Source organism: Oleidesulfovibrio alaskensis DSM 16109 (assembly GCF_000482745.1).
Taxonomy (GTDB): domain Bacteria; phylum Desulfobacterota; class Desulfovibrionia; order Desulfovibrionales; family Desulfovibrionaceae; genus Oleidesulfovibrio; species Oleidesulfovibrio alaskensis.
On the sequence record NZ_AXWQ01000007.1, the window covers coordinates 61,542 to 85,429 of the forward strand.

The 23,888-nt window shown below is 60.9% G+C and carries 19 protein-coding genes; 6 read left to right on the forward strand and 13 right to left on the reverse strand.

All coding sequences use genetic code 11. The features are described 5' to 3' along the window. Window positions 1-23: 23 nt before the first annotated feature. Both H586_RS19965 and H586_RS0107015 read right to left on the reverse strand, forming a co-directional pair. Window positions 24-494 (reverse strand): MarR family transcriptional regulator, encoded by a 471-nt coding sequence (locus H586_RS19965; protein ID WP_011366539.1) that lies wholly within the window; start codon window positions 492-494, stop codon window positions 24-26. Window positions 495-684: 190 nt separating this feature from the next. After that, window positions 685-1,566, reverse strand: coding sequence for a THxN family PEP-CTERM protein (locus tag H586_RS0107015; RefSeq protein ID WP_011366540.1), 882 nt, complete (start codon window positions 1,564-1,566; stop codon window positions 685-687). A 753-nt stretch (window positions 1,567-2,319) separates the two neighbouring features. Between H586_RS0107015 and H586_RS0107025 the strand changes: the two genes are divergently transcribed. The 4 genes from H586_RS0107025 (at window position 2,320) to glpK (ending at window position 7,280) form a co-directional block, all read left to right on the forward strand. After that, the gene (locus H586_RS0107025) at window positions 2,320-3,285 is read left to right on the forward strand and encodes a sugar-binding transcriptional regulator (protein WP_011366541.1); all 966 of its coding nucleotides are present in this window, start codon (window positions 2,320-2,322) and stop codon (window positions 3,283-3,285) included. After that, a complete protein-coding gene (locus H586_RS0107030; RefSeq protein WP_011366542.1) occupies window positions 3,282-4,919 on the forward strand; it encodes a glycerol-3-phosphate dehydrogenase/oxidase in 1,638 nt (545 codons plus the stop codon). The genes H586_RS0107025 and H586_RS0107030 overlap by 4 nt, the downstream gene beginning before the upstream one ends. 81 nt (window positions 4,920-5,000) lie before the next feature. Further along, the gene (locus tag H586_RS0107035) at window positions 5,001-5,756 is read left to right on the forward strand and encodes an MIP/aquaporin family protein (protein WP_011366543.1); all 756 of its coding nucleotides are present in this window, start codon (window positions 5,001-5,003) and stop codon (window positions 5,754-5,756) included. Window positions 5,757-5,786: 30 nt separating this feature from the next. Continuing rightward, window positions 5,787-7,280, forward strand: a complete 1,494-nt coding sequence (gene glpK, locus H586_RS0107040) for a glycerol kinase GlpK (RefSeq protein ID WP_011366544.1) — start codon at window positions 5,787-5,789, stop codon at window positions 7,278-7,280. A gap of 102 nt (window positions 7,281-7,382) precedes the next feature. On the opposite strand, the gene H586_RS0107045 is transcribed toward glpK, so the two are convergent. After that, entirely contained in the window at window positions 7,383-9,941 is a 2,559-nt protein-coding gene (locus H586_RS0107045; protein ID WP_027181689.1) for an ABC transporter permease, read from the reverse strand. A 65-nt stretch (window positions 9,942-10,006) separates the two neighbouring features. Further along, the gene (locus H586_RS0107050; protein ID WP_011366546.1) at window positions 10,007-10,756 is read right to left on the reverse strand and encodes an ABC transporter ATP-binding protein; all 750 of its coding nucleotides are present in this window, start codon (window positions 10,754-10,756) and stop codon (window positions 10,007-10,009) included. Here H586_RS0107050 and H586_RS0107055 point away from each other — a divergent pair. Beyond that, window positions 10,755-11,477 (forward strand): arylesterase, encoded by a 723-nt coding sequence (locus H586_RS0107055; RefSeq protein ID WP_234702942.1) that lies wholly within the window; start codon window positions 10,755-10,757, stop codon window positions 11,475-11,477. The genes H586_RS0107050 and H586_RS0107055 overlap by 2 nt on opposite strands. A gap of 760 nt (window positions 11,478-12,237) precedes the next feature. Then, window positions 12,238-12,705: a Cys-tRNA(Pro) deacylase gene (gene ybaK, locus H586_RS0107070; protein ID WP_011366548.1), complete on the forward strand. Its 468-nt coding sequence runs from the start codon at window positions 12,238-12,240 to the stop codon at window positions 12,703-12,705. A gap of 99 nt (window positions 12,706-12,804) precedes the next feature. Here ybaK and H586_RS18500 read toward each other — a convergent pair whose 3' ends face one another. The 9 genes from H586_RS18500 to H586_RS0107115 all read right to left on the reverse strand — a co-directional run bounded on the left by H586_RS18500 (window position 12,805) and on the right by H586_RS0107115 (window position 23,744). Next, window positions 12,805-14,796 carry a glycoside hydrolase gene (locus H586_RS18500; protein ID WP_011366549.1) on the reverse strand — a complete coding sequence of 664 codons (1,992 nt, stop codon included), beginning with the start codon at window positions 14,794-14,796 and terminating at the stop codon, window positions 12,805-12,807. 8 nt (window positions 14,797-14,804) lie between these two features. Then, window positions 14,805-15,647, reverse strand: coding sequence for a 5-deoxy-glucuronate isomerase (gene iolB, locus H586_RS18505; protein WP_051363908.1), 843 nt, complete (start codon window positions 15,645-15,647; stop codon window positions 14,805-14,807). 9 nt (window positions 15,648-15,656) lie between these two features. Further along, window positions 15,657-17,054 (reverse strand): aspartate aminotransferase family protein, encoded by a 1,398-nt coding sequence (locus tag H586_RS0107085; RefSeq protein WP_027181690.1) that lies wholly within the window; start codon window positions 17,052-17,054, stop codon window positions 15,657-15,659. Window positions 17,055-17,133: 79 nt separating this feature from the next. Continuing rightward, complete coding sequence (locus tag H586_RS0107090; RefSeq protein WP_011366552.1) at window positions 17,134-18,369, reverse strand: ATP-grasp domain-containing protein; 1,236 nt, start codon at window positions 18,367-18,369, stop codon at window positions 17,134-17,136. Continuing rightward, window positions 18,366-19,607, reverse strand: coding sequence for a polysaccharide pyruvyl transferase family protein (locus tag H586_RS0107095; RefSeq protein WP_011366553.1), 1,242 nt, complete (start codon window positions 19,605-19,607; stop codon window positions 18,366-18,368). The genes H586_RS0107090 and H586_RS0107095 overlap by 4 nt, the downstream gene beginning before the upstream one ends. Beyond that, window positions 19,604-20,542 carry a class I SAM-dependent methyltransferase gene (locus tag H586_RS0107100; RefSeq protein ID WP_011366554.1) on the reverse strand — a complete coding sequence of 313 codons (939 nt, stop codon included), beginning with the start codon at window positions 20,540-20,542 and terminating at the stop codon, window positions 19,604-19,606. Before H586_RS0107100 ends, H586_RS0107095 begins: the two co-directional genes overlap by 4 nt. Beyond that, entirely contained in the window at window positions 20,539-22,407 is a 1,869-nt protein-coding gene (locus H586_RS18510; protein WP_051363909.1) for a cytidylyltransferase domain-containing protein, read from the reverse strand. The genes H586_RS0107100 and H586_RS18510 overlap by 4 nt, the downstream gene beginning before the upstream one ends. After that, window positions 22,394-22,885, reverse strand: coding sequence for a GNAT family N-acetyltransferase (locus H586_RS19970; RefSeq protein ID WP_051363910.1), 492 nt, complete (start codon window positions 22,883-22,885; stop codon window positions 22,394-22,396). Before H586_RS19970 ends, H586_RS18510 begins: the two co-directional genes overlap by 14 nt. Beyond that, on the reverse strand, window positions 22,878-23,744 hold the full coding sequence (locus H586_RS0107115; protein WP_027181691.1) for an N-acetylneuraminate synthase family protein: 867 nt from the start codon (window positions 23,742-23,744) through the stop codon (window positions 22,878-22,880). Before H586_RS0107115 ends, H586_RS19970 begins: the two co-directional genes overlap by 8 nt. Window positions 23,745-23,888: the final 144 nt, after the last annotated feature.

Here is a 23,888-nt window from a genome sequence, read left to right on the forward strand (position 1 = left end):
GTGGAATCCCGACGAGTGCCCGTCTATCGGGTCGTTTCCAGTTCTCTGATGATGATATCCACCACTTCTGACCAGCAGCGCATGCGTTCTTCTCCGATGATGGATGAAATGCCGGCAAGCTTTTCATTAAGCAGCTGATCGGATGCCAGTAAATAACTTTGCAGCGGGCCGGAAAGCGAGATGCGTACCGCCCGTCTGTCTTCCGGACAGTTCCGGCGTTCAAGGATACCTTTTCTTACCAGCGCGTTCACCATGGTGGAGGCGGAAGAAGGGGAAACCTCCGCTTTTTCGGCCAGTTCTTTAAGCAGCATGCCCGGACGGCCCGATTCGGTATGGTCACGGATGATCATTACCATACGTATCTGTCTTTGGGTAAGGTTGCTTATGGGGTCGTTGCCCAGTCTGCGCGAAAGCTCACGGGTGCTGTAATCGCCCAGTGCGGCAGCGGATTTGAAATGGCGCTTCCAGATGGGATGGCGTTGGAGGTTGCTCATGATCAGGCTCCTGTAAAATAAATAATTCGATGGAGCAAAGTATGTCTGTTTTCAAATAATGTCAATACACATAATTCGACACTGGTGTATGTTTATGGCTGCGGGCGCTATAACATGCATGATTGTATTTAAAATTTCCACAAAAAAATAAGGCGGGCAGATGCCCGCCTTGTTCTTTGGCGTTTTGTGGCTATGCGGAACGGCGGCGCAGACGTCCGGCTACGCCCAGCAGGCCCAGTCCTGCGCCGAGCAGCAGCAGGGTGGAAGGTTCCGGCGTGGCCACAATGGCCACCTGTGTCAGCCGCGAGTTAAGGCCGCCTTCACCGGTTATCCAGCCCACTGCCAGCGACGGGTCACCGAAGTAGTCAGGGTCGTTGGCAAGGAACTGCTGATAGCCGGCCGGGATGGGATCAAATCCGCCCTCGAACGAGAATCTGTATTCCTGACCGCCATAGACGAAAGATTCAGTTGTCGCTTCGGGATTGAGCAGTACAAACAGGTCATCCGGCATGCTGCCCGAGTTGGGAGTTTCATAGAAGACAAAGTCGAGAGTGGTGGAGAACGGCGGCAGCGAAGGATCGCCTGCGGGAGTGAGCGTGAGCACCGCCCGCACCACGCCGCGCTCCAGCTGGATGCTGCCTGCGTCGATGGCCTGATTGTTATGGTTGAGCACAAGCCCGTCTTCGGCGGGACCGTTGGTGGTCAGCGTGCCGCCGGCAGGGGTGATAAACAGCGAGCTGGTTGTTGCTCCGGGCAGAACATCACCCAGATCTTCACCGAATCCGGTTCCGTCCGCGATGTTGCCCCACGAGATGTTTCTGTAAGCGTTCTGGATGCCGGGCGAAAAGACTCCGCCCTCGAACACCCACGAAAGAGCGACCGGATCTGCCCCTGTGATGCCCAGAGCAGGGGCGTCAGCCGTGCCTGTGGTGCCTACCGTGGTGTCCCAGCTGATGAAGGCGCCGTCCACGGTATAGGTCCAGTCAGTGACAATGGCAGCCGAGGCGTTGAAAGCCAGCGTTGCTACCAGAACCAGTGCGGTTGCGATAATGCGGGAGATTCGGGTTGCCATAGAGGTATCCTCCTCGGCAGTAGCCTTTGATGGTGGCAAAGGTGGTGCCACTTCATTTGTCTGCCGTGATGCATTAGGTGTGCCGGAGAAAATAAATTTTATATATCAAGATATTAAAAAAACTGCTTTGCCTGAGGGAGGTAATCCGCTGTCAGATAAGTCGACAAATCAGGCAGGAGTCCGGCCTGAATGCCATTCCATGCAGTAAAAAATAATTGTTTCAGCGTGATGTATGCAGGCAGCAGGATAAGGGGCGTGTAATGAGTTCCGACAGACAGCCGTTGCGGCTGCGCGCGCAAACGGGCCTTTGCAGATAAAAAGTTTTTTATGGCGGTGTATTATGAATTATTGTCAAGAAAATATGACTTTTGTATTGCATAATTCACACGGGGTGACATATGTTCATACTGTGAACATATGTTAAACGCGGCGGTCACAGCAATGTACGCAGTAAGGCAGCACCATAGCATAGTCAGTCAGGCAGAGGCAGCATGTTTCTGTCGCTCCGGCATGTGCGGCTGCCGTGTCCCGCTGCCTGCCGGGCTATGGAAAAAACTCTCCGCATTCCGGCCTGCCGGTGCGTATCTTTCTCCTCCCGGCATATGCTCACATGCAGGAGTAATGCAGAACAGCCCTGAAGCCGCCTGTTGCGGAACCAAGGGCTTTTTTCATGCCGTTTGTACACTCACTCAATGTCTGTTGCAGGTCGCAAGGCATGCCTTGCGGCCGGCATACGCATAAGGCTGGTGGACGATGTCCGGATATTCGCATGAAGAACGCGAACTGCTGAGCAGGATTGCATGGGCGTACCATGTGAACGGCATGACGCAGGCCGAGGTGGCCGACTGGCTGGGCGTGAGCAGAGCACGGGTTGTCCGGCTGCTGCAGGTCTGCCGCGACGAGGGGTTTGTCCAGATTATCGTCAATACGGACAGAGCCGTGTGCAATGAACTGGAGCGGCAGCTCGAGGCTGCATTCGGTCTCCGGCGGGCCATCGTCATTCCTGCCCCTGCCAATCCGCGGCAGCTTAACCATAATCTGGGACAGGCGGCGGCGCATTATCTTTCGGGCGCGCTGCGCGACGGTAATTCGCTGGGGCTGGGCTGGGGCACCACCGTGGCCGCTGCGGCCTCATCCGTGCCGGTGGAGCCGGCGCAGGGGCTTACCGTCGTTTCCATGTACGGCGGGCTGCCCTACAGCATTGTGGTCAATCCTTATGAAATCGTGACAACGTTTTCGCGCAGGCTGAAAGCCTCGCAAACCTACTATATCGCGGCGCCCATGTTTGCGCCCAGTCCAGAGTCCTGCCGGCTCCTGAAATCACAGGAACTGTTCCGGTCTGTCTATGCACGCGCCATACAGGTTGATATCGCCCTCATCGGTCTGGGTGAACTGGCGGTGAACGCGACCAACATCGTTCTGGGCGCCATCACCCGCGAAGACTTCCGCTCGCTGGTGGATGCCGGTGCCGTGGGCGAAGTGTTCGGTGCGTTTGTGGATGCCGCAGGCCAACCGGTGGATCATCCCAAGAACCATTGTTTCATGGGGCCCACTCTGGAAGAGGTGCGCAGCATTCCGTTGCGCATTGCCGCGGCGGGCGGTCCCAGCAAAACGGCCATCCTCAGAGCTGCTCTGGTGGGCGGCTTTGCAGATGTGCTTGTGACGGACGAAACCACGGCAGGGACGCTGCTTATGGCAGAAACCGGAGGTGAATCATGAAAAGAGAAGAATTACTGGACCGCCTGAAGGCCGATAAGGAATTCGACCTGCTTGTTGTCGGCGGCGGAGCCACCGGCTGCGGCGTTGCGCTGGACGCAGCCACCCGCGGACTGGATGTGGCGCTGGTGGAACGGGCTGACTTTGCCGAGGGGACAAGCAGCAAAAGTACAAAGCTGGTGCACGGCGGCGTACGCTATCTTGAAAAGGCTGTGCTCAAGCTGGATAAGGAACAGTTTGATCTGGTGCGCGAAGGGCTGAAGGAACGCGGGCTGCTGTTGAAGAACGCTCCTCATCTGGCGCATCCGCTGCGGCTTATCACACCGGTGCACACGGCACGCGAGGCCGGGTACATGTATGCCGGACTGGTGATGTATGACCTGCTGGCCGGCAGGCTGGGGCTGGGGCGCAGCAGGCTTGTGACGCGTAAAAAGGCGCAGCAGCTTTTTCCCACGCTTAATCTGGATGGCTACAAGGCGGCGGTCATATATTATGACGGTCAGTTCAATGATGCCCGTATGGCCGTGACTCTGGCCCGTACGGCCAACCTGCACGGTGCCACCTGCGCCAACCATGTGGAAGTGACCGCCCTTGTGCGCGAGCACGGTAAAATACGCGGAGCCGTGGTGCGCGACAACCTGACAGGTGACGAATGGACCATCAGGGCGCGCGGTGTGGTCAATGCCACCGGCCCCATGGCCGACAGGCTCAGACATATGGACGACACCCGGCTGCCCGATATCCTTAAAGTGAGCTCGGGTATCCACATCATGCTGGATGCCGGATTCACTCCCCCCGATCTTTCATTGATGATTCCCAGAACAGAGGACGGGCGTGTGCTCTTCATGATTCCGTGGATGGGACATGTGGTGTTCGGCACCACAGATGAACCCGCCACGCCGGAATACAGCCCGGTACCCGTTGAAAAGGATGTGGAATACCTGCTGGAATATGCGCGCAGATATCTGAACCGCCCCGTGGACCGCAGTGATGTGCTTTCCGTGTGGAGCGGGCTGCGGCCGCTGGTGTTTGCATCGGGCAAATCAAGCACGCAGGAACTGGCCCGTACGCATGTCATCGAGGTATCACCCGGCGGGCTGCTGACCATTACCGGCGGCAAGTGGACCAGCTACCGGCGTATGGCCGAAGACACCGTGGACAGGGCCGATTCGCTGTTCGGTTTCAATCTGCGGCGTCCGTGCGTGACGGAAAAGCTGAAGGTGCTGGGATCACGCGGGTATGTGCCCGGCGCCCATGCCGAACTGGCCCGAGAATACGCGGTGTCAGAAGAGCTGGCAGCAGCGCTGTACACCACATACGGCGATGAAGCCTGCGCGGTGCTGCAGGTGGCCCGCGAAACTGGATTCACCGAACCTCTGCATCCCGACCACCCGTATATCGGGGCGGAGGTTGTGTATCAGGTGCGGCACGAAATGGCCTCGCATGTGAGCGATGTGCTGGTGCGGCGCCTGCCGTTGGGACTTGTGAATATTGCCCATGCCGTCGAAGTCGCCCCCGTTGTGGCGGAAATCATGGGCAGCGAGCTGAGTTGGGACCCGGCCCGGTGCAAGGAGGAATCGGATGCCGCCATAGCCATGCTGCACAGCTGGCATATGCCGCAGGGCAGCGAAGGGTAGCAACGGGGATTGTATCTGTGACTCGGAAAATGCGGCGCAATGGGCGGCGCACCAACATGATTCAAGGATTGCGGAGGATGTATGAAGGAACTGTCTCTGGGTAAGGAACTCGTTTCCGAGTTCATGGGCACACTGGTGCTCATTCTTTTCGGTACCGGTACGGTAGCCATGACCGTGCTGTTCGGCGAAGCCCTTAACATCACCTGGGCAAACATCACCCTCGGGTGGGGTCTTGCGGTGCTTCTGGGCGTCATGGCCGGTCTGCCTTCCGGTGCACACATCAACCCTGCGGTCACTCTGGGGCTGGCTGTGACGGGCCGCTTCCCCTGGCGCAAAGTGGTGCCCTTCACCCTTGCCCAGACCGCAGGCGCATTTGTGGGTGCGGCTCTGGTTTTTATCGACTTCAAGGCCAAGTGGCTGCTCGTGGACCCCAATCTGGCCAGTACTGCCGGTATTTTCTGCACCTTCCCCGCCATTCCCGATTCGTTCATGCCCGGCTTCATCGACCAGATAATCGGCACCGCCATTCTGCTTTTCGGCATTCTGGCTGCCGGTGACTTTGCCGCAAAAAATAATGCCGGCTGGTCCGTGCCTTTCATCGTTGCTCTGCTGGTTACCGTCATCGGTATGGCTCTGGGCGCCATGAACGGGTACGCCATCAACCCCGCCCGTGATTTCGGTCCGCGTCTTTTCGCGCTGGTTGCCGGATTCACGCAGGCAAACCTGATGGATATTTCCATCGTGCTCACGCCCATCATCGGTCCTTTCATCGGCGGTGCCGTGGGTGCCGTGGTGTACGACTGGACCACCGGCGCCGTGCATAAGGCTCAGAACTAACAACGTGTAATCTCCCGCAAGGAGGACGAAATGAGCAAATACATTCTGGCACTCGATCAGGGCACAACCAGCTCCCGCGCCATTCTGTTCACCCGCGAGGGCGACATCAAGCAGATCGCCCAGAAAGAGTTCACGCAGATATACCCCCAGCCCGGCTGGGTTGAGCATAATGCCAACGAAATATTCGACACCCAGTCGTGGGTGATGACCGAATGCCTGCAGCGTGCCGGCGTCAACGCCAGCGAAGTGGCCGCCATAGGCATCACCAACCAGCGTGAAACCACCGTGGTGTGGGACAGAAAAAGCGGCGCTCCCGTGCACAACGCCATTGTGTGGCAGGACCGCCGTACCGCCTCCATCTGCGATGAAATGAAAAAACGCGGACTGGCGGAAACCATCCGCGAAAAAACCGGCCTTGTCATCGACGCCTATTTTTCGGGCACCAAGGTCAAATGGATTCTGGATAACGTGCCCGGCGCCCGTGCAAAGGCGGAACGCGGCGAACTGTGCTTCGGCACCATCGACACGTGGGTTATCTGGAACCTGACCAAAGGCAAGGAACACGTCACCGACGAATCCAACGCCAGCCGTACCATGCTGTTCAACATCCACACCGGTGACTGGGATGAAGAACTGCTCAAGATTCTGGATGTTCCGCGTTCCATGCTGCCCCGCGTGGCCGGTTCTTCCGAAGTGGTGGCCGAAACGCATCCCGAGTTCCTCGGCAAGGCTGTGCCGGTTTCCGGCATCGCCGGCGACCAGCAGGCTGCCACCTTCGGCAACGCCTGCCTTACCGAAGGGATGGCCAAAAACACCTACGGTACAGGCTGCTTCATGCTGCTGAACACCGGCAAGCAGGCTCACATCAGCAAAAACAACCTGCTGACCACCACCGGTTGGAACACGCCTTCCGGCCGTTACTACTGCCTTGAAGGCAGCGTGTTCATCGCCGGTGCCGTGGTGCAGTGGCTGCGTGACGGTCTGGGGATTATCCAGAGCGCTCCCGAAGTGGAACAGCTGGCACTGAGTGTGCCGGACAACGGCGGTGTGGTGCTTGTGCCTGCATTTGCCGGTCTGGGTGCACCGCACTGGGACCAGTACGCACGCGGCACCATGGTGGGCGTCACCCGCGGTACCACCAAGGCGCATATAGCCCGTGCCGCGCTGGAATCCATAGCACTGCAGACGCTGGATATCATGGACTGCATGCAGAAGGACGCCGGAATCAATCTGGCTGCCCTGCGTGCGGACGGCGGTGCCACCCGCAACAACCTGCTCATGCAGTTCCAGGCAGATGTGCTCGGTGTGCCTGTCGAGCGTCCCAAAGTGACGGAAACCACCGCGCTGGGCGCTGCGTATCTGGCAGGTCTTGCCGTGGGCTTCTGGAAGAGCGAAGACGAAATCACCGCCATGTGGCAGCTTGACCGTCGTTTTGAGCCGAACATGAGCGCCGAAGTGCGTGAAAAGCTGGTCTACAACTGGAAGCGCGCCGTGGAACGTTCCAAGGAGTGGGCGGAAGACTAACCGCCGCGTACTGATATGACCATACGGTGTGCCCGCAGCGGCGTGCCATGAAAGTGCAGGCACCCCCGTCCGCAACAGGGCGGGGGTGCCGTATTATTGGGGTTATTCATCCCGCAGGTAGGGTGCCGGTTTTTTGCCCAGTGCCGAGACTGTGCCTGCCAGTCCGAAACACAGTGAAAACAGGGTGCCTGCGGCGATGGTGGCGGCCACGGCGTCCGGCTGCACGGTAAAATGCAGCCCCAGCAGCCCTTCAACGGCCACAAAGGCGGCCAGTGTGCCCGTGGCCGCGCTGAAGATGCCTGTGGCTGTGCCGGAAACAGCGAATTCCGTCACCAGCGCCAGCACTATGTCCGTACGGGTGGCGCCGCAGACCTTGTAAATGACGGCGTCGTAGATACGCTGGTGTCTGTCTGCCAGTATGGCACCCGCCAGCACCAGCAGGCCGGTTGCCAGCAGCACTCCGGCCATGGCGCGGAAGACAGTGCCCATGCGCTCCATGATGCCGCGCACATCGGCCAGTATCTCGCGCATGCTGAATACCGTGATGTTGGGATATTCCGATGTTACCGTGCGGTACAGCCTGTCCATGGCCTCGCCTTTGCCGTACGCGGTCATGATCCACGTGACAGGGGCCTTGTCCAGCAGCCCCGGAGCAAACAGTACGGCGAACTGCAGCTGAAAGGTCATCCAGTCCACATTGCGGATGTTGGCAATGGTGGCTTCGGTTTCGCGGCCCAGAATGTTGAAGGTCAGCGTGTCGCCCACAGACACCCCGAAACCGCGCGCCAGATCAGCCGTCAGCGAGATGAGCGGAGGGCCGTCATAATCTTCGGGCCACCATTCACCTGCAATGATTTCAGTATCTTCAGGACGGGCCGCAGCCTGACTGAGCCCCCTGTCACCCCGGACAGCCCAGCGCACGTCCTGCGCCACCTCGGCCTGCCCGACGGGAACACCGGCAATGCGCACAATGCGGCCGCGCACCATGGGGCCTTTTTCCATGCGGGTCACACCACTGGCGGTTCCGAGCGTTGTTACCGGCTCCAGCTGGTTCTGCAGCACGTTGACAAAAAAGAAGGCCGGAGCGTCGCGGGACAGGTCGCGTTCCAGCGTGGCGCTGAGATTCTGTTCTATCTGGGCGATGGCCACCAGTGCGGTAAGCCCAAGCCCCAGCGCCAGCACAAGATGCACGGTGGGCGCCCCCGGTCTGTGAACGGCCGACAGGCCAAGCCGTATGCTGGGATGACCCGCAACAGGCAGTCTGCGGGCGATATGCTGCAGCCCCAGCGCCACACCTCTGAATATCAGTGCGCAAAGCACTGTCAGGCCCAGAAACCCCCAGGCCATGCGTTTGTCCGGTGTATACAGCAGTACCAGCCCGGCCAGAACGCCAAACGCCGCAACGGTGAGCAGCCTGCCTGCCGTGCCGCTGCCCGCCGTGCTGTCTGCAGTGTAGCCGCGGAAAAGCACTGCGGGAGAAACACCGCCGGCCTGCAGCAGAGGCCGCAGCGAAAATGCCGTGATGATGGCAAAGCCCAGCAGTGCCGCACGCAGCAGAGGCGCCGGATGCACCGCCGTGTCCAGCGGGACGGGCAGCAGCGTTTCCAGCAGGCGGCCGGCGGCCGGCGGCACCAGCGCTCCTGCCAGACATCCGGCGGCTATGCCGGCGGCGCCGATGATGAGTATCTGGAAATAATAGGTCCACAGCACCGTGCCCACGCTGCCGCCCAGACATTTCATGGTGGCCATGTGCCGGATGCGGCTTGTCATATACCCGCGCACGGCTTCGGCTATGCCCAGCCCCCCAACCAGCAGCGCGGCAAGCCCTATGAGCATCAGATCCATGTCCAGCCTGTCGAGAATGGAACGGATGCGCGGTGCGGCTTTGGTATAAGGTTCCGCCCGCCAGCCCTGTCCGCCGAACCGTTCGCCCGCAAGAGCTGTGAACGCGTTGACCTGCGCTTCCGGTGCCGGACGTCCGGTGTCGGTATGCAACCTGATGTGCATGCGGCTGTGCAGCAGGCTGCCCGGCAGTATCAGGCCTGTTTTGCGCAGCGAAGACAGACTCATGATTACCCGCGGCCCGAAGGTCACCCCCTGAAACGCCCTGTCCGGTTCGCGCAGCAGCGCGGCCCGCACGGTGAACGTCTGGTTGCCGATGCGCAGCGTGTCGCCGGTACCGATGCCAAGACGGGTCAGCAGCAGACCGTCCGCCACCAGAGGCGGATGTCCGTTGTCCGGTTCTTCAAGCATGGCTGCAAAAGATGTTTCACGGGGGACCGCCGGACTGGTCTCCACAGTGCCGTATAACGGGTATGCCGCGTCCACGCCTTTGACTGAGACCAGCGCCGATTCGCCCGCAGAGCTACGGGCTATGCCGCGCAGTGTTATGGTGTGACTGACTGCGCCGCGGGTTTCCAGCCAGTTGCGTTCGTCTGCCTCGATAAAGGGCGCGGGCAGTATGATGCTGGCGTCGCCGCCCATGAGCATGCGGGCGTCGCGTGATATGGCCGAACGTGCCGCTTCGGAAATGGATCCCACGGCGGCTATGGCGAAAACGCCCAGAAAGAGGCAGGACAGAAAAACGGTGAATCTGCGTTTGCCTGATCGCAGTTCGCGTATTGCCAGTGTGAACGCCAGATGCAGGTCGCGGTATGTCATATGCGGCTCCGGTGGTGCTGCTTTCCGGTGGGTATGGGGCCTTTGTAACGCCGTGCTGCGCAGGGTCAGCGTGCGGGGGCGGTCTCTGCGCTGTCTGCGGGTTCCGGCGCGGCGGAACACCGGGGGCAGCCGTCGTGCAGCATGCCGTCTTCCATGTGCACCTGCCGCGAGCAGTTGGCTGCAAGCGTTTTGTCGTGGGTTATCAGCACCAGCGTGGTATCCAGCTTCTGCTGCATGCTGAAAAGATGTTCCATGACGCGGCGCCCTGTTTCGGAATCAAGGTTGCCGGTGGGTTCGTCGGCCAGAATGACCCGCGGTTCACCGGCAAAGGCTCTGGCCAGCGCCACCCGCTGCTGCTCGCCGCCGGAAAGCTGCGCGGGGTAGTGACCGGCCCGGCCCTGCAGTCCCACGGCGGCCAGTGCGTGCATGGCCCTGTCGCGTGCATCGGGGCGGTGGGCAAACTCCAGCGGCAGTGCGGTGTTTTCCAGTGCGGTCATGGTGGGCACCAGATGAAACGACTGGAACACAATGCCCAGATTGCTGCGACGGAAACGGGCCAGCGCGTCTTCGTGCATGCCGGTAAGATTCTGCCCCGCAACGCGCACAAAGCCTGATGACGGCCTTTCCAGACCGGCCATGATCATAAGCGTTGTGGTTTTGCCCGAGCCGGAAGGCCCCACCACGGCGAGGGTCTCTGCCTTGTCCACCTGCAGGTTGACACCCCGCAGTATATTGACCTTGCCCGAACCGCCTTCTAGAGTCAGATGTATGTCCGAAAGTTCAATCATGAGGTTGTCTGTCATGAGGTTATCCATGGTCGAGGTCCTTATGCGTCCGGCAATGTCCGGTTTGCGGTATCTGCCGGTGCTGCTGTGCTGGTGTTTTGTGCTGGCCGCCGTAACGGCGGCCCCTGCTTCAGATGGTAAGCAGCCTGCGCCGGCTGGCAACGGTTCTGCAGGGTCAGCAGCCAGAGTAACGTATATTCTGGCATTAGGCGACAGCCTGACTGCGGGATACGGCCTCGAATCCGCGGATAGCTTTCCCGCCGTGCTGGAAAAAAGACTGCGCGGGGCGGGCCTTTCTGTCCGGGTGATCAACGCCGGTGTGTCAGGTGATACCTCCGCAGGCGGGCTGGCGCGTCTCGGCTGGGCAATGGACGCCGTGCCCGGCGGCAGGCCGGATCTGGTCATTGTGGCGCTGGGGGCCAATGACGCGCTGCGGGGGCTTGATCCGGCAATGATGCGCACCAACCTGGCCCGGATACTGGAACAGTGTCTGGATGCAGGGGCGCGGGTGTTGCTGGCAGGTATGCAGGCACCGCGCAATATGGGAACAGATTATGCCGCACAGTTCGATGCGGTGTATCCGGAACTGGCGCAGCAGTATGATGTGCCGCTGTACCCTTTTTTTCTTGAAGGCGTGGCTCTTGATCCTGCATTGAACCAGCCGGACGGAATACATCCCGATGCGCAGGGCGTGCAGGTGATTGTGGAAAAAATGCTGCCCCATGTGCTTTCAGCGCTGCGGGATTTATAGCAGGGAGTGTTGTGTCGTGCTCTCCGGCGGCTGTGGCTTTCTGCACAGGATAAAGGGCCGCTGCTCTGCATGCGGATGCACAGCATGGTGACTGTTATACAGCGTTTCAGCGTTGTATAATGTGTACGATAAATAAAAAAGGCGGTCTTGAGACCGCCTTTTATGTTTTTTTTCTTTTTATCTACCACAAAGTGCAGATGTAGAAAGAAGAAGCAAAAACAGTAGCGTACATAACTCCGAATCCGATAGCGTAATTTTTCATGGAAACTGACATCCTTTCCCGTATAACAGGAATTCAGGTTCACGGAACAAGGCGATTTAATGCAGTTATGCATATGTCGTATTGCATTTGGCGCAATACGTAATCGCTGTAAAAACCCTACGACGAGCGCACCGTAACAGCCATGAGGCTGAGCGCAATGAAAAAAAGGATGGCGTTTCAAAATGTTTTGAGTCCGGTAACACTTTGAAAAACAGAAGATAAACAGCATCCGGCAGATAACGGTCAGATAACGGGGCAGCTGTTTTTTTCTGTTTGTGTGTCAGGATATGTTCAGAATCTCCGGCAGGTTATTGGCCAGCCGGTAAAAAAGCAGAAAAAAAGTCCGTTTTTTTACCCTTCGGCGGATTTGTGCTGTGCAGGGCCGTCCCTCCGGCTCATGGTTCTTGCATATGCGCCCGGCCGGCGGTAGACCATGCGCCATGTCAGCGGGCGCGGGCCCGTGTTTTCCGGTAACTGCAACAATCTGGATGAAGAAGTATGACACCGGCTATTGCAGCAGCAAAAAAAGCGAAAATATGGTTTGCGGTGCACGAATACGAGCATGACCCCGCCGCGGAGTCGTTCGGTAAGGAAGCCGCGGAAAAGCTGGAAACGGACCCTGCGAGGGTGTTTAAAACGCTGGTGGTTGCTGTTTCGGAGCGTGATCTGGCCGTGATGGTGGTGCCTGTGCTGCACCAGCTGGATCTGAAGCTGGCGGCAAAGGCGCTGGGTGTGAAAAAGGCGGCCATGGCTGATGTGAAACAGGTGGAGAGAGCTACAGGCTATGTGCTCGGGGGCGTGAGCCCGCTGGGACAGAAAAAGCGGTTGCCCACCGTGGTGGACGCTTCCGCGGCGGAACATGCCAGTGTTTTTGTCAGCGGAGGACGCAGAGGGCTTGATATCGAGCTGGCACCGTCAGACCTGTGCGCACTGACGGGCGGCGTGTTTGCTCCGGTTGCCCGCTGATTTCGTGTGATCCTCGTGTGACTGCCGACCTGCTTTCCGGTGTGCTGCGGGCGCTGTTGAGGCCTGTTTTTTTGCGGCGCAGCGGTGGGCCTGTGTTGTTCAGCGGTTGTAAGGGGTTATGCTGAATGAAAAACAGGGAGCTGGTATGACCTTGCGCACACCGTTGCCGAAACGTGACGTGTCATCCACTTCCTGCAGCGAGAACATGATTCTGGCAAAAAAAGACGGAGAAGCTTCGCGGTAGGTCACCATGCACAGCGCAGCGGCCGAATCTCCGGTCAGTGTGATGCGCAGTCCGTGGCGGGCGTCGCCGAATTCCGCCGTACCTTCTGTCATACCGGCGGCGCATGACGCCGAAACCAGAAACGATACAGCTCTGCCGTGGTCTGTGCTGCTGCCGTACAAAAGATGTTCTTCCGGTTCGGTTCCGCCGTTGTGGGTGGCATAACGCAGCGTGCGCCGGTCATAGGACTGCGGCGTAAGGGTGATGTACCCCAGCCGCAGGCTGCCCGCAGGCAGGGGAGCGCCGAAGCGGTAGCGTATGTCCGCACGGGGGGTGTCTTTATACAGCGTGATGCTTTTATGCAGGAGCAGCGGAGCGCGGCTGATCTGCGTTTCCACGCGGATTGTCCGCGCTGTTTCAGTTATGCGGGGCACCACGGGCACAAGATCAGTGGCTTTGGGTTCGCCGGGCATTTCAAATGTCACATGTCCCGAATAGAAATCAGCCCCCAGCGCCATGTCGTCATATGTGCCCAGTGCCAGCGTGCCCGCTACGGGCAGTGTATTTACGCCGCCGAACCGCAGCGCCTGTACGGCCAGCCCGCGGTTGCGGTTGAGCGTGATGGCTGTATGGGGTGTTTCCAGTTTCAGCAGGCGGTTGGCGGCGGGCACGCGCTGGGGGGGCACGGTACAGGTGGCGGGCAGCGCGTCTCCGGCGGGCATATGCGGCATGTGGGTCTCATAAAATGCCAGCAGCCGCTGGCGGAATGCCTGCCACCGTTCCGGTACGATGTGCGTGCGGAAGTCGCTTGAGCACAGGTAGACAAGCTCTTTCCAGAGGCTGTCATGCCCGCTTTGTGCAGGGCTGTCCGGCCGGTCTGATGCGTTTTTGCCTTCGCAGGCGGCGAAATGCCGTGCAAGGCGTCTGCACAGCGTGTTTGCTCCGGTGTCGTCCACGCCGGTCACACCCCAGCGGGTGATGTTGTATTTGGCCTGCTTTTTTACAGGGACGGGTTGTGCGGGGCTTTCCAGATGCAGCAGTGCCGGACGCTGCGGCATGGTGTTTTTCAGCGCCTGCGAGGGCAGCACGGGCCGGACGCCCGGCAGGGCGCGCACGGCGCACAGCAGGTCCCGGATGGTCTGCCATTCGCTGCGTCCGGTCAGTTCGGGTTCGGTGCAGAACCTTCCCGGACGGAAGTCGAAAATTTCCGCATCATTGCCGTACAGACACAAGGCGGCGTCCGTACCGGTCCGGTTTCGCAGGCCCTCCAGATATTCTTCCGGCGTGACTTCGTCGTGCACGGCGCGCTGAAACTGCTGAAAGGGCAGTGAATGATTCCACAGCAGGTCCATGCTTTCACCCCGCGTGCCCGCAACCCGCTGGGGGGCGGCCTGCAGATGGTGCTCCCAGTGCGGGTGCGCCTGCCGTGCGTTTTCCCATTCCATGATGATGCCCGTGTAGCCGGCGGCACGGTACAAAGGCACAAGGCCCGGAGAAAAGGCCTGTTCGTTGACCAGCGCCAGCCGCGGCGTTACGCCCAGCAGCGAGCTGTAGACGCTGTTGCCCAGACGCAGGTTGTGCATGTTGACACTGGCCGGATTAAGGGGGCCGATGATCTGGGCATAGCCGGAGCCGATGAATTCGCACGCGCCGTCGCGGACCAGCCCCGCCAGCCGGCTGACCCATCGGGGGCAGCAGTCGTGCAGCAGCTCAAGGGTCAGCCCGGAAGCTTCGATGCCCAGCGGAAAGCAGCCCTCTTCCGCCAGATCAAGCAGCGGCGTATAGCATCGCCTGACCAGCTCCGTACGCATGGATTCGGGTACGGAAGAGAACATGAGATTCATGTGGAAAAAAATGTAGACGTTCATGGCGGCGATCAGGTCAGCCCGTGTATCCAGGCGTGGGCGGGGTCGTCAGCAATGATGCTGCGCCGCTGCGTACCGCACAGCACCCACAGATAATACAGGCTGTACCCCGGAGCTGCCGCCACGGGATGATAGCCGCGGGGCAGCACTGTCACATCAAAGTCGCGCACGGCGTAACATTCGTCCAGCTGCGGCCCGCGGATGCCCGCGGGAGCGTACACATGCTGCACTCCGAACCCCTGAGGCTTGTCCAGCCGGAACAGATAGACCTCTTCGTGCTGCGTTTCATGCGGCGGGGCGTCGGTATCGTGCTTGTGGGGCGGATAACTGGACCACCTGCCGGGCAGGTTGTACGTTTCTCCCAGCACCAGCCGGTGTGCGGGAAAATCCGGCGGAATGACATCATAGACGTTGCGCAGCCATTGTTCACGGCCCACTATGCGGCGTCCGTTGTCCTGAGGAGAGATGACCACCGGCACCGGACTGCAGCGGTCGGCATGGGCAGGCACGCGTACCACGGCGCATTCCGCCGCATCCAGCGCTGTCAGCACGGCGGTGTGTCCGGGGGGCAGATACAGCGCGTGGGCCTGCCCTGCAAAGACGTCTTTCCTGCCGCCAATGACGGTTCCTTGCGGCAGCCCCGTGCACGAAACCAGCAACCGGCCGCTGTGCGGTATGACTGCCCACTCGTCTTCAGGGCTGCCGGCAGATAATGTTTCCTGCCGCGCCAGCACTGCGGTGCCCGCGCTGATAAATTCCAGCTGCGCGTTCTGCGGAGTGACGGCCCAGTGCAGACCCGCACGCCCGCAGCCGCGGTACAGCAGACTGCCGCTGTTTTCTGTCTGTGGATGCATGAATGTTCCTCAGCGGTCTGTCCCGGCGGACAGGGCTTCATCAAAGCATTGTGTCAGTACGTCGATCCCCTCGAGCACGGCGTCCGGCTGCATGATCAGCGGGGGGCATATTTTGATGGTTGCGCCGCCTGTGCCCACGGGAGCGAACAGCAGCAGGCCCTTGCGGAATGCCCGCTCTGTCACGTCAAAAGCCAGCGCCCCGTCCGGACAGGGGGTGCCGTCCGGTTCTGTCCGGCCCACGTGGATGCCCTGTACCATGCCCCTGCCGTGTATGGCCATTATGTGCCCCGCATGCCGCTGCCGCAGACCTTCCAGACCCTGCCGCAGAATGTGCCCTGTGGCGGCGGCAGCTTCTGTCAGTCCGTCACGCAGCAGTACCTCCAGATTGGCCGCTGCCGATGCGCAGGCCACGGGGTTGCCGCCGTGCGTGCTGGTCATGGAACCGGGGGCATGCATGTCCAGCACATCGGCCCTGCCTGCCACGGCGGAAACGGGCAGCCCGCCGCTTACGGCCTTGCCCAGACAGACAAGGTCCGGCGCGATGCCGTAATGTTCAAAGGCGAACAACCTGCCGGTACGGCCGAATCCGGACTGCACTTCATCCATGATGAGCAGTGCCTCGTGGCGGGAGCAGAAACTGCGCAGTTCGCGTACGTATTCTTCGGGGGCAAAACTGGCCCCGCCGCCCTGATAGCTTTCCATGATAACACCGGCCACGCGTTGCGGGGCGATGCCCAGCTGCGCCAGCCGCCGGCTGAAAAGGTTGAATGACGTGTCCGTGCAGTGCAGTCCGTCGGGAAAGGGCACCTGTACAAATGCCGGATCAAGGTTGCCTATCCAGCTTTTGGCTGCGGGGTACCCGCCCATCTGCTGCGCGCCCAGCGTGCGTCCGTGAAAGGCGCGGTCAAAGCTGACGATGACGTTTTTTTCGGGATGCAGGCTGCGGCCGTGCGCCCGTGCGAGTTTCAGGGCGTTTTCCGTTGCCTCGGAACCGGTGCTCATGATGAAGGCTTTGCATGCCGTACCTATGTGCGGTTGCAGCATGTCCACCAGTCTGCGGGCCAGCCGGATACGCGGTTCAGTGGCAAAGCAGTACGAAAAAAAACGGTGTGCATCCAGTTCTGCCCGGGCGGCCTGCACCATTTCGGGCTGGCAGTGGCCGATGTTGGTCACAAGCACGCCCGAGGTGAAATCAAGCCAGATGTTGCCGTAGGGGTCGTATACCTGCACGCCCTGTGCGCCGTGCCAGACCAGCGGCGGCTGGCAGTCAACCGAACGGGGTTCGCAGGCGCGCATTTCTTCCAGCAGTGCAAGGGATTCCGGCACCGGCAGCGGTGTGGCGATATGTCTGTAGCCTGTGTGTACAGGCGGTACCGGCACAGGGGTTGTGCAGAATTGCGGGGCCATATGTTCTCCTGAGGACGGCAGCGGTACCGTCCGTTGTTCAAAAAAAGTGTGGTGCTGCGGTGCGGGATTCTGCGTCCGGTCACACCGGTTCTGTTTCAATGCGGATGCACCGCACGGCCGCTTCGGCGCGGCTGACGGCCTGCTGCCGTGTATCGCCCGTGGCCATGACGGAGGCAACACGCTCTCCCATGCATGTGGCGGGAGAAATCACAGTGCCGGTGGTCAGGTTCTGCCAGTGCGGTTCAAAGCGCACGGCGTATACGCCCGGCATGCTCCGGGCCTCTTCCAGACCTGTCACCGCGGTCACTCTGCCCGGACGCGGCCAGACATACCGCAGGGCCACGCCGTTGCAGCGGTCCGGTATCAGGCGTGCGGAATCCACCGGCAGCCCCAGCGCCTGATCCATCACCATGTCCAGCAGGCGGACTCCGTTGTGCAGCGGCACGGTTTCGCTGCAGAAATAATCACCGGAAAGACGTGCAGCCATTTCCAGAACACGCGGCCCCGCGGCATCGACAAGAATATCGCCTTTGACAGGGCCGCAGGTGATACCCAGTGCGCGTACCGCCATGTCCGCGGCGCGGTGCACAGCTGCCAGAGTCTGCGGGGCAAGAATGGTCGGCAGGGTGTCTCCGTCTTCCAGAAAATAGGGCGGATACAGTTCCTTGCGGTCATAGTTTCTGTCAGAAAAACCCGTCCAGTGTATGCGTCCGTCCAGTACAATGCCTTCGATGCTGTGTTCGGTGCCGGTAAGAAATTCTTCCACCAGAAATTCAGGCCGTTGCGAAATGCGGCGTATCTCCGCCACGGCATCGTCCATGGCATCCGGGTGCGGCACTTTGCGCACGCCGCGTGCTCCGGCACTGTCGGCCGGTTTGACCACCACGGGCCAGCCCAGTCTTTGCGCGGCAGCGCATGCCTGTGCGGCGTTTTGTGCCCGTGCGTACAAAGGGGCGGGTACGCCCGCCGCGGCAAAAGCTTCCTGCCGCAGCACTTTGTTGGTGGCCTTCATGGCGGCCGCGGTACCTGTGCCGGGCAGGCCGAGGGCTTCGGCCACGGCGGCCACGGTGACGGCGCTTTCCGATGCGATGGTCATCACGCCGTTCAGCGGTCTGCGGTCATGCAGGCTGAGGGCGAACGCCACGGTCTGTTGCGGACTGCGTGTGTCGGCGATGCCTGCATATGTGGCTTTGCGCAGCCCCGGTGCCTGCGGATTCATGTCCGTCGCGGCCACCTCGTATCCGCGCTCAAGGGCTTTTTCTATGGCGGGCAGCTGGTTGGGGCCCGCGCCCACTATCAGTATGCAGGGTTTCATGGAGTGTGGTCTCCGGCAGGGGCGGCAAGTGCTGCCGCAATGTCGATGTAGCCTGCAAGCTGCTGTTGCAGCTGTTCTATACGGTGCAGCATGTGGTCGCGCACGGCCTGCACCCGTAGCATCAGGCTGTCCAGCAGGGCCAGAATATCCGTTGCCGGTGCATCCCACGGCAGGCACTGGTCTTCCGCCTGCAGCTGTCCGAAAAATCCGCGCACCTTGTCTTCGTATGCCAGCCCCACAACGGGTATGCCCATGCGTGCGGCAAACACGCTGCCGTGCAGGCGCGTGGCCACGGCACAGTCAGCCTGTGTGTACAGCGATTCTATGTCGTCGTAATGGTAACAGCCCTCAATTACATGCACTTTGTCAGAAAACCGGCTGCGTCCGCGCAGGGTGCGGCCCAGAACTCTGTCGTCGGTGATGCCGGAATCGGCATGGTAGCAGCACTGCGGCACCAGCAGCACGTCGTTGTCCTTGCGGGCGCACCACAGGTTTATCAGTTCTGTCTGATGCCGTTCGTACAGTGCGGCGGCATGGCTGCCCATCCACGACAGGTCGCGTACGGCCAGTGCCAGCCTGAGTCCAGCAGTACGGGAAGGAATTTGTTCCTGCCGCAGTATTTCGTCTCCGCGTCCCTGCGGTGCACGGGGTGCGCCCAGAGCGGCATCGGGCAGCAGCGTATGCTCCGGCAGGGCCACGCCGCAGGCGCGCAGATTTTCCACGGCCATGCGCTCGCGGAAGGTGACAGCGGCGGCACCCCGCAGCAGCCAGCCTGCTGCGCGGACGGCCCACGGATTGTGCAGCACATTGGCGCTCAGTCCGAAGAGCATATACGGCGTTCCGGCCATCTGGGCCATGAGAGCCATGGTGCAGAACCGCGGAAGATGGCCGCGCAGCACGTCCATGCCCACTTCGGTGATGAAGTTGCCCGCTCCCATGATCAGAAGATCAGCCTGTGCAACGGTGTCGGCAACAGCCGCAAGTTCGCCGCGCGGATCGGTAAAATTTAGCCCGCGGAACCAGCGTCCCGCGGCTCCGGCTTTGGATTCATGCTCCAGATTGGGCAGTGTCTGCACGCCGAACCGTCTGTCAAAAGAGGCATGGGGATGCCGGACAAACGCCTTGAACACGGGGGTGCCCAGACGGCGGGCAAGTCCGTCGGTCATAAAGGCAAGCGGCGCGTCGTCACCGGCGCTCCACAGGGTGTAGCCGCCGTCAAACACAATGGTGGGCGTCATTCGGTAGTTCCTTTTACCGCGTAAACAAGAAGTGAGCGGCCCGCTCCCTGTTCCGCAAGGGCACGGTACAGCGTTCTGCGCAGTCCGCCCTGCGGTCCGCGGCCCAGATTCAGGTCGGCGGCCACGCGTCGTTTATGGCATTGCCTGCCGGTTTGCGGGGCGTCCAGATAATTGTCGCCCTGCATGATGAAAAGCTCCATGGGAAACGTGGCATCGCGCACGGCAATGCGGAAGCCGCACTTTTCCAGCAGTGCGCACAGGCTGTCCATGGAAAAATAACTTACATGGTCAGGCGTTATCCACCACATGTCCTGCTGCCGCACAGCCTGACGGGTCTGTTGCAGCGCAGCATACTGCAGCTGACTGAAGTCGTTGCTTGTTTCAATTATCAGCACGCCGCCCGATGCCATAAACGCATCATGAATCAGGGTGAGTGCCTCACGGGGGGAACGCATGTGGTTGAGCACCTCGCCCATGTGCACCACATGAAACGGGCCGCCCAGCGTATGGGGGGACGTGTCTTCCAGCAGGGCGTTTACCACGTGCACGCCCGGAATCTGCGCGGCCTGCGCGGCAGCCAGTGACGAAGGCTCGATGCCTGCGCACTGCCATCCGGCAGCTGCCCAGTGACGCAGAAACTGGCCGAACGAAGCCCCGACGTCCAGTACGCGGCCCGGGATATGTGTGCCGCCTGCGGACAGCAGCGCCGCAGCCTGTTCCATTTTTTCCCGCGCCCAGAAAGCGAAATGCCCGGCGTCTTCCTGCACAATGCGGCTGTAGTCCGGTTTCATTTCTTCGTAGTAGCCTTCGTGGTACAGCCGGGTGCTGTGTGCCGCAGGGGGAAACGGTATCTGATGGATAAATCCGCATGTTTCGCAGCGGACCACGGTGACGCCGTTGCGTGTCCACTGTTCATTCCAGCGGCATGGGGTCATGATCTTTTTCCTCCGGAGAAAAAATCGTGCAAAATGCCGGCCACACGCAACGCACCTTTACCGTCCACGGCCTGTTTGTGCGCAACTGACATGGCCGCGCGTACATCACTTTTGCTAACTTCTTGAAAAGATTTGATGAACTGCCTGCAGAACGGGCTTTCGAGCACATGCCCGCCGCGTATGGAACGGACATCTCCGGCCGGCAGGCTGCCTGCGATGCGGGCAAATTGTGCCGCAGCGGCACTGTTCAGGTCGTTGTCCGTCACCAGCAGTACCGGCAGGCCGGTGGCGGCCATTTCATACGTGGTCACACCCAGCGCGGAAATGCCTGCATCGGCCTGTGCCATGGCTTTGTCCATGCGGCGCACATCCCACAGGGCACTGCCGCGCAGCCCGCAGTGTTTCATGATGTGCTGTGCGGTGCGTGCCTGCTGCCGCGTGCCGCATATCACCTGTACGGCCGCCGTGCAGCCTGCTGCGTGCAGGGCCAGCAGCACCGGTTCAAGCACTGTGCCGCGGTCTCCGCCGCCCAGCGCCACAAGCACCCGCCTGAGAGACGGCGATATGATTCTGCGTGCTCCCGCACGGGCGAATCCGGAGGGCAGCGGCAGGTATTGCAGCCCGTCGTAACAGGCGGGGTGTTCATGGGGTGAGTACCCCTGATAATCAGGATGGGGCAGCGCATTAAGCAGCAGGTCCCCCTGCCGCCATCCGGGCGGCAGGGGGTTATCCTGAAATATCAGCCGGCAGCCTTCTTTTTTCAGAGCGGCAAAGCCGTCCTGATACCGTTCAAGGTCTGCCTTGCAGCAATTGAATACCAGACAGGAATGGTCAGCCAGCGCATAACGGCGGGCGGCAAAGCGCAGTTCATCTTCCGGTGCGGCATCCTGCGGCAGCAGGGAAACGGCAAATCCCGCTTCTGTCACAAGGCGCTGCGAACGCTCATCGGGACGCATGATGAATTCCACTCCGGCACCGAGCTGCTGTGTCATCACACGGGCAAGCCGCAGGGCACCGGATATGTGCCCGTACCCTGTCCGGCCATTACCGTGACATACAAAGGCGGCCCGCAGCGATTCGTGCAAGGTTGTCTTGGCTCCGGCACAGGCATTGACGGCGGCAAGCTGCGGGTGCCGCTGCAGGTGCCGCATGATGTCGTGCACGGTGAGACTGTCCGGCGTGCGCCCCATGGAAGCGCAGAGCCCCGTGAAAAATTCCATGTCTGCGGGGGTATCCACGGTAAGCCGTACCCCGCCTTTTTTCAGCAGGGGATCGCCGTCTATGTACCGTACGGCAAATTCTGCGGGCAGGCGGTACATCAGCGCGGTGACATGCTCTTTGTCGTGCGCCGTGGCTGAAGGATGATGCCACGCCCGCCGCAGCGCCTCTGCGCTAACCGCTTCAACGCCTTTATCGGCGTATTCCGCTCCCGGACGGTAGTTGACGATGTCGCAGCCGGTATGCTGCAGCTCGTACAGCATGCGGCGCAGCCCGCCGGCATTGATGACCGGACAGTCCGCCGTGACGCGGATGACGTTTTCAGCAGGCATGGAGTCCAGCGCGGTCACAAACCGGCCCAGAACATCGTCTTCCTGCCCCCGCACGAGGTGTACCGCAGGCCAGTGTCTGCGTATGTGCGCGGCCAGCGGATCATCCTGCGGCCGGTTCGATGTGGCCAGCACCACACCGTCCAGCACGGCCTGTTCCGTCGGGCGCCTGCCGCGCAGCAGCGCCGTGAGGTGACAGAGTACATAATCCACCAGCGGACGACCGCACAGAGGCAGCAGCATTTTGCCCTTCAGCCGCGCAGAACCCATGCGGGCCTGAACCACGGCTATGGTCCGGCCTGTCTCAGCGTTTGCCAAGGGCTGCCTCCTGCCGCAGGTCTGCATACATGATGATTTCCCCCGTATCGGGTGTTTCTTCCAGCGTTGCCCAGCCCAGCCGCCGGTAAAAAGGTGCAGCGGTCTCCGTGACAAGGTAGAGGCGGGAATAGCCCAGCCGTGCGGCGTTGCGTTGTGCGGCGCAGACCAGCGCGGTGCCTGCGCCCCTGCCTCTGCAGGCAGGATGCACATACAGGCTGGCCAGCCACGGGGTGAGTTCCGGCCGCGCGGGGCAGTCGCCGGTGCGCAGCACCACACAGCCTGCCGGTGTGCCTGCGGCAAACGCCAGCAGCATCATGGGCAGCGTTGTTCTGCCCGCGTACCGGGCTGTTCTGCCGCGGGCTTCTTCCAGCGTCACACCGGGGGCGGCCCCCCATTGTTCATAAATCCATTGCAGGGCCAGAGGGCCGAAGGCCGGCTCGTCCGCCAGCAGACGGACGGCAAACGGGCTGTCATGCATGTTCCGCCTCCAGACCGGCGCGCACTGCGCGCAGCGGACGCAGACCGTCCTGCGGGTCGGCGCGCCAGTTGCGCTCCTGCTCCTCGCATGGCGCAGGCTCTTTCACACCGTTGCCGTCGGCGCTGAAAGCCTGCCGTATCTGGCTGATGACCGGTGCTATCTGATGGGGCAGCCAGCAGTGGCCGCTGGCGTATTCCGCACCGTCGCCGTCAAGATCAAGATGAAATTCCACAACCTGAGCACCCCAGCGGTGCACGGCGCGGTGAATGACACCGGCATGCACGGTATGGTCGGACCAGCCTGCGGCGCAGCCGAACTGCCTGCGCAGGGTCTCCACCGCCGCAAGATTGCATTGTTCCGGCGGGGCGGGATAGCCGGACGTGCAGTGCAGCAGCGTCATATCACGGCAGCCGGCGGTGCGCAGCACGTCCGCGGCATGGGCCACTTCCTGCAGAGCTGCCATGCCGGTGGAAAGCACAACGGGCTTGCCCGTGCCGGCACAGGCGTGCAGCAGGGCATCCCAGAGCAGTTCGTAGGATGCAATTTTATAAAAATCGACATGAGGTTGCAGTGCATGCACCGCCTGAAGCGAAAAAGGGGTGGCGCTGAATGCCACACCGTGTCTGCGGCAGGACTGCGCCAGCACGGGCAGGTAGTCTTCAGGCAGTTCCCATGCTCTGCGTCCGGTTACCTGCGGCATGGCGGCAAAGACTTCCGGCGCAAACAGATCGTCCAGCCGGAAGAGCTGGAATTTGACCGCATCGCATCCGCAGCCTGCGGCTGTTTCGATAAATGCCAGACAACGGTCCAGATCGCGGTTGTGGTTACTGGAAACTTCTGCAATGAAATACGGCTGCATGTGGTATCTCCGGCTTTGCGGCTGTTGCGCCATACCGTCACCGTGCTGACGGGGGCGTGTGTTTGTGCACGCCGGTGCGGTGCGGCGGCGCGCCGTGCGCGGTGCAGATTCTCTTACCGTGTCTTGGCAAAAAGCAACAGGGGG

Excerpts from the sequence above, each read along its gene's own strand:
- H586_RS19965 (WP_011366539.1), bottom strand. The coding sequence starts at position 494 with ATGAGCAACCTCCAACGCCATCCCATCTGGAAGCGCCATTTCAAATCC.
- H586_RS0107015 (WP_011366540.1), bottom strand. The coding sequence starts at position 1,566 with ATGGCAACCCGAATCTCCCGCATTATCGCAACCGCACTGGTTCTGGTA.
- H586_RS0107025 (WP_011366541.1), top strand. The coding sequence starts at position 2,320 with ATGTCCGGATATTCGCATGAAGAACGCGAACTGCTGAGCAGGATTGCA.
- H586_RS0107030 (WP_011366542.1), top strand. The coding sequence starts at position 3,282 with ATGAAAAGAGAAGAATTACTGGACCGCCTGAAGGCCGATAAGGAATTC.
- H586_RS0107035 (WP_011366543.1), top strand. The coding sequence starts at position 5,001 with ATGAAGGAACTGTCTCTGGGTAAGGAACTCGTTTCCGAGTTCATGGGC.
- glpK (WP_011366544.1), top strand. The coding sequence starts at position 5,787 with ATGAGCAAATACATTCTGGCACTCGATCAGGGCACAACCAGCTCCCGC.
- H586_RS0107045 (WP_027181689.1), bottom strand. The coding sequence starts at position 9,941 with ATGACATACCGCGACCTGCATCTGGCGTTCACACTGGCAATACGCGAA.
- H586_RS0107055 (WP_234702942.1), top strand. The coding sequence starts at position 10,755 with ATGGTCGAGGTCCTTATGCGTCCGGCAATGTCCGGTTTGCGGTATCTG.
- H586_RS0107050 (WP_011366546.1), bottom strand. The coding sequence starts at position 10,756 with ATGGATAACCTCATGACAGACAACCTCATGATTGAACTTTCGGACATA.
- ybaK (WP_011366548.1), top strand. The coding sequence starts at position 12,238 with ATGACACCGGCTATTGCAGCAGCAAAAAAAGCGAAAATATGGTTTGCG.
- H586_RS18500 (WP_011366549.1), bottom strand. The coding sequence starts at position 14,796 with ATGAACGTCTACATTTTTTTCCACATGAATCTCATGTTCTCTTCCGTA.
- iolB (WP_051363908.1), bottom strand. The coding sequence starts at position 15,647 with ATGCATCCACAGACAGAAAACAGCGGCAGTCTGCTGTACCGCGGCTGC.
- H586_RS0107085 (WP_027181690.1), bottom strand. The coding sequence starts at position 17,054 with ATGGCCCCGCAATTCTGCACAACCCCTGTGCCGGTACCGCCTGTACAC.
- H586_RS0107090 (WP_011366552.1), bottom strand. The coding sequence starts at position 18,369 with ATGAAACCCTGCATACTGATAGTGGGCGCGGGCCCCAACCAGCTGCCC.
- H586_RS0107095 (WP_011366553.1), bottom strand. The coding sequence starts at position 19,607 with ATGACGCCCACCATTGTGTTTGACGGCGGCTACACCCTGTGGAGCGCC.
- H586_RS0107100 (WP_011366554.1), bottom strand. The coding sequence starts at position 20,542 with ATGACCCCATGCCGCTGGAATGAACAGTGGACACGCAACGGCGTCACC.
- H586_RS19970 (WP_051363910.1), bottom strand. The coding sequence starts at position 22,885 with ATGCATGACAGCCCGTTTGCCGTCCGTCTGCTGGCGGACGAGCCGGCC.
- H586_RS0107115 (WP_027181691.1), bottom strand. The coding sequence starts at position 23,744 with ATGCAGCCGTATTTCATTGCAGAAGTTTCCAGTAACCACAACCGCGAT.